Genomic DNA, 4,967 nt, shown 5'->3' on the forward strand with positions numbered 1-4,967 from the left:
CCGCCTGCGCGAGCGCGGCCGCGGCGACGACGCGTCCGGCGAAGCCGGCGCCGAGCGCCAGCGCGGCGAGCGTCAGCGCGTCGCCGAAGCCGATCCGCGCCCCGCCCGCGACCCACCAGGCGCCGAGATAGAGGGCCAGGCCGCCGGCGACGACGAGCCCCGCGGCCAACGACGCGCGGCGCGGCGAGAGGCGCGGCCGGACGCGCGCGAGGACGCGGATCAGCAGCCCCGCCGCCCCCTCGCAGAGCGCGACGACGACGGCGGTGACGAGCGCGAAGAGCAACGCGTAGAGCGCGCCGTCGGGCCACGCCGGCACGGCGCCGCGCCCTTCGACCCACACCGTGAGCGCGAGGATCAAGCCGAGCGGCGGCCCGGCGAGCAGACCGGCGAGGCAGGCCGAGTAGAAGCGGCGCGCGCGCCGCCGTCCGAGCGGATCGCCCAGCCCGCCGACGAACAGCCGGTCGAGCGGCGTCTCCAGATAGCCGCGCTCGTGCAGCGCGCGGCGGACGTCCTCGTAGCCCGCGAAGCGGTCGGTCCCCGGCGCGCTCATCGGCCGCTCCGCCGCGCGGAGTCCGCGAACGCGACCCCGCGGTCGCCGCGCGACGCGCACGCCGCGCTCATCGATCGCGCCGTCCGACGAACTCGGCCAACGCGGCGAGCGTCGTCGCCCGCTTGCCGAGCGGCTCGAGGCTGGACGTCGCCGTCTCGATCAGTTCCTCGGCCAGGCGGCGCGCCCCTTCGACGCCGGCGAAGGCGACGAAGTTCGCCCCCTCGCTCGCCTCGGCGTGGTCCTTGCCGGTCGCCGCCGGATCGCCGACGACGTCGAGCAGGTCGTCGGTGATCTGGAACGCCAGCCCGAGGTTCTTGGCGTAGGCGCGCAGGGCGGCCTGCTCCAGCGGCCCGGCGCCCGAAAGGCGCGCCGCCTCGCCGGCGCAGGCGATGAAGAGGCTGCCGGTCTTGAGCGCGTGGATCCGCTCCAGTTCGTCGAGGTCGGGGCGGCCGCCGCGGGCGAGGATGTCGAGCGCCTCGCCGGCGACCATGCCGTTCTCGCCGACCGCGTCGGCCAACTCGCGCACGGCGCCGACCGCGTCGTCGGGGCCGAAGAAGCGCGGCCGCGAGCGGTCGCCGAGATGGCGGAACGCCGCGGCGAGCAGCGAGACGGCGGCGAGGACCGCGGTCGCCTCGCCGAAGACGCGGTGGTTCGCCGGCGCGCCGCGGCGCAGCGTCGCGTCGTCGAACGCCGGCAGGTCGTCGAGGATCAGCGAGGCGGCGTGGACCATCTCCACGGCGACGCCGAGCGGCATGACGTCCCGCTCGCGCCCGCCGAAAGCCTCGGCCACCGCCACGCAGATCACGGCGCGCAGCCGCTTTCCGGGCAGGAAGAGCGTGTAGCGCATCGCCTCGACGAGGCGCCCCGGATCGGGGCTCTTCGCCGGCAGCGCCTCTTCGAGCGCCCGCTCGACGCGCGCCCGCCGCTCCTTGAGATACCCGGCCAGTTCCACGACGAAACCCCCAACGCCGACGCCCGGCCCCGTGCCGCCGGCGCGTTCGCTGCGGACCGCGCCGGTCATCCTCGGCGCGTCCGAACGCGTCGCCCGCGCCGCCGCGGCCGCGCGCCCGAGGGCGCCCGAGGCGCCGGCGCGCGCCGCCCGGACGGCCCGGGAGCCCGCCAATGATGCCAAGCCCGAACCGCCGGGGCCACCGCCGCCCGCCGCGGCCGGCGACATTTCCCCCCGCGGCGCGCCGCGCCCATCGACGCTCCGACCGCGCCGCGTCAGGCACGCGCAACCTCGCCCCTACGCCCAACGCGTCGCGGCGCGGGAGCCTTCGTCGAGCGTCGCCCCGCCGCGGCGGGCCGGAGCGCGCTACATTCCCCGCGTGGCCCGCATGCTCCGTCGCTCCGCCCTCGCGCTCGGCGCCGTCGTCGCCGCCGCCGCGGGCGGCCTCGCGCTCTGGCTCTCCGGCCTGAGCGGCGCCCCGCCGTGGCTCCGCGCCCGTCCCGCCGCGCCGCCCCCGGCCGAAGCGACGCCGCGCGCCGACCAGGGGGATCCGCGGCCCGACCAGTTCGCCCCCGAACGAGCCGTCTCCTCGGCGAACGCCTCCTACGGCGGCGAGCTCGCCTTCCCCGAAGACGAGGCCCGCCTCGTCGTGCCGCCCGGCGCGCTCTCCCGCACCGCGCAGGTCGAGGCGACCCTGCTGCGCGGCCGGGACGGCAACGCGGCGATCGACCTCCGCCCCGACGGCCTGCCCCTCACGACCCCGGCGACGCTCGAGTTGCCGCTCCCGCCGGGGCGCACGGCGGAGGAATGCGAGATCGCGGTCTACGTTCCGGCCCGCGAGGAGTGGGTGGCCGAACGTCCCGTCGCCGCCTCGGACGACGAGCACGTCGCCGCGGCGATCATGCACTTCTCGCTGCGCCGCGTGCGGATCCGCCCCGGGATGAACTTCCCGCCGCGGCCTGGCGAGGCGCGCGGCGCGCTGCTGCTGCCGAGCGACCTCGACCTCGAGTTCCAGCGCTTCGCCGACGGCGCGTGGCGTCCCGCGGCGCGCGACGCGGGCGGCTTCGCCGAACTCGTGCGCCTCGGGCGCGCGGGGCGCGCGGACCTCATCGCCTCCGGGCGGCTGCGCGCCGTGGCCGGCCCGCGCGGCGGCGGCGAGGTCGTCGGCGAGGACCTCCGGGCCGCGCTGCTCCCCGCGGGGCTCGTGGACGCGGCGAGCGGCTGGGTGCGGATCGTCCGCCTCGACCCGGACGGCGCCGAGACCGGCTTCGCCGTCGTGGCGCGGGCGGTCGTCGATCCGAAGGCGCCGCCGTCCGCGCCGGTGCGGCTCACCCGCGCCGCGCTCGAGGCGCTGGGCCTCGAATGGGGCGAGGAGTTCGGCGTCGCCGAGGGCGACGGCCATCCGTTCGTCCGCCTGCGCGTGGACGACCAAGGCAACGCGATTCCCTACGTGCCGCTGCGCCTCGAGCCGTGGCGCTCCGAGTCGCGCGCCCCCGGCGGCGCCTGAGTCCGCCCGGGCGGACCCTCGCCCGGTCGCGTCGGCGAAACGAACGCGCGTCGGCGCCCCGCGGGCGCGGGCGCGACGTCGCGTCGGCGGAACGAACGATCACTCGTCGGCGCGTCCGCCTCGTCCGGCGCGCAGCGCCTCGTCGATTCGAAGCAGCAGGCCGACGCAGTCCCCGACGTCCGCCCCGCCGCCGAGCGCCGCCTCGAGGCAGGCCGCCCACCGCCGGCGATGGCCGGCGAGGTTCTTCGCCGCTGCGTCGGTCGGGTGGAGCCGCACGCAACGCCCGTCCCGTTCGTCCGGAACGACCGCGACCATCCCCCGCTCCCGCACCGCGCGCAGCGCGACGCTGAAGTTGCTGCGCTTGAGGCCGAGCCGCTCGCAGGCCTCCGTCGGCGTCGTGCCGGGGTTGCGGCCGACGTGCCGCACGACGTTGATCTCCGTCGCCGTCAGGTGCACCAGCGACCGGTCGGCGCCGACGCGCAGGTTGATCTCCCGCGCCACGCTGAGCACGGCTTCCGCCAGGTCGGCCAGCCGCTCGCGCTCCTTCGCGCCGCGTCCCGCGGCGGACGGACGGGGCGCGCGGCCCTTGGGTTTCGTTCCCATCGTCTTGTCCCTCGCGCCGGAACAGGCTACTCTATTTATGTCTGCATAACTACATATCTTCCTTCGAGGAGCGTCCCCCCGTGAACTACCGCCTTCGACCGACCGCCGCCGCCGGCGCGGCCGGTCCCGCGACGCCCGCGCCCCGCGCGCGGCGCATCACGCCCCGCCTGCTGCTCGTCCTGGCCGCGCTCGCCGCGCTTCCGCCGATCGCCACCGACCTCTACCTGCCCGCCTTCCCGCTGCTGGCGGCGTCGCTCGGCGCGACCGCCGCCGGCGTCCAGCTCAGCCTGACGACGTTCCTCCTCGGCGCGGCGCTCGGGCAGCTGCTCTTCGGCCCGCTCTCCGACCGCCGCGGGCGCGTCGGACCGCTCTTCGCCGGGACGGTCGCCTGCGCCGCGGCCGGCGTCGCCGCCGCGCTGGCGCCGACAATCGGCGCCCTCGTCGTCGCGCGCTTCGCCCAGGGGTTCGCCGGCGCGGCCGGCCTCGTCGTCGGGCGCGCGATCATCTCCGACCTCGCCGCGGATCCCCGCGACGCCGCGCGCGGCTTCAGTCTCCTCATGACCGTCGTCGGGCTCGCGCCGATCGTCGCGCCGTGGCTCGGCAGCCTGCTCGTCGCGCCGATCGGCTGGCGCGGCATCCTCTGGGTCGTCGTCGCCCTCACCGTCGCAGCGCTCCTCGCCGCCGCCGCGTCGATCCGCGAGACCCATCCGGCCTCGCGCCGCGGCGCCGCCCGCGCCGCCGACGCCGGCTTCTCCGCGCTGCTGAGCCGCCGTTGTCTCGGCGCCTCCCTGACCTTCGCGTTCGCCTTCGCGGCGCTGATGGCCTACATCTCCGCCTCGCCGTTCGTCTTCCAGAACGTCCTCGGCCTCGGCGTCCGCGAGTACGGCTTCGTCTTCGCGCTCGTCGCCCTCGCCCTGACCGCGACGAGCGTCCTCTCGGCGCGCCTCGCGGCCGCGGTTCCGCCCCGCCGGCAGATCCTCGCGGGCCTCTCGACCGTCGCCGCCGCCTCGGCGGCCCTCGTCGCCGTCGTCCGCCTCCGCCTTCCCGCCGCGTGGACGATCACGGCGATCACGATCGCCTTCGCCGGCCTCGGCTTCGTCCTCGGCAACGCCACCTCCGCCGCCGTCGCCGCCGCGCCGCGCGCCGCCGGCGCCGCGTCGGCGCTGCTCGGCGCGTTGCAGTTCGGATTCGGCGCCGCCGTCGCCCCGCTCGTCGGCCTCTGGGGCGACCGCACCGCCGTCCCGATGGCCGCGGCGATGACGGTCGCCGGGCTCGGCGCGCTCGCCTCGTTCCTCGTCGCCGACGGCGCCGAACGCGATGCGCGCCGCGGACGTTGCGCCGAGGCCTCCGCGGCCTAG

The 4,967-nt window shown here is 77.6% G+C and carries 5 protein-coding genes; 2 read left to right on the forward strand and 3 right to left on the reverse strand.

Annotation, left to right across the window (positions count from 1 at the left end; all coding sequences use genetic code 11):
• Positions 1-550, reverse strand: a 550-nt coding sequence (locus tag LLG88_05825; protein MCE5246426.1) for a hypothetical protein, incomplete at its 3' end; no start/stop codon positions are given.
• Positions 551-617: 67 nt separating this feature from the next.
• Entirely contained in the window at positions 618-1,571 is a 954-nt protein-coding gene (locus tag LLG88_05830; GenBank protein MCE5246427.1) for a polyprenyl synthetase family protein, read from the reverse strand.
• Between the two features lie 307 nt (positions 1,572-1,878).
• Here LLG88_05830 and LLG88_05835 point away from each other — a divergent pair, with 307 nt between their 5' ends.
• Positions 1,879-3,006 (forward strand): hypothetical protein, encoded by a 1,128-nt coding sequence (locus LLG88_05835; GenBank protein MCE5246428.1) that lies wholly within the window; start codon positions 1,879-1,881, stop codon positions 3,004-3,006.
• Positions 3,007-3,105: 99 nt separating this feature from the next.
• On the opposite strand, the gene LLG88_05840 is transcribed toward LLG88_05835, so the two are convergent.
• The gene (locus LLG88_05840) at positions 3,106-3,609 is read right to left on the reverse strand and encodes a MarR family transcriptional regulator (GenBank protein MCE5246429.1); all 504 of its coding nucleotides are present in this window, start codon (positions 3,607-3,609) and stop codon (positions 3,106-3,108) included.
• A gap of 80 nt (positions 3,610-3,689) precedes the next feature.
• Here LLG88_05840 and LLG88_05845 point away from each other — a divergent pair, with 80 nt between their 5' ends.
• The gene (locus LLG88_05845) at positions 3,690-4,967 is read left to right on the forward strand and encodes a Bcr/CflA family efflux MFS transporter (protein ID MCE5246430.1); all 1,278 of its coding nucleotides are present in this window, start codon (positions 3,690-3,692) and stop codon (positions 4,965-4,967) included.

The sequence above is a fragment of the bacterium genome (assembly GCA_021372775.1).
Classification (GTDB): domain Bacteria; phylum Acidobacteriota; class Polarisedimenticolia; order J045; family J045; genus JAJFTU01.

Bases quoted from the DNA above. Each gene is read 5' to 3' on its own strand.
- LLG88_05830 (MCE5246427.1), bottom strand. From the start codon at position 1,571: ATGACCGGCGCGGTCCGCAGCGAACGCGCCGGCGGCACGGGGCCGGGC.
- LLG88_05840 (MCE5246429.1), bottom strand. From the start codon at position 3,609: ATGGGAACGAAACCCAAGGGCCGCGCGCCCCGTCCGTCCGCCGCGGGA.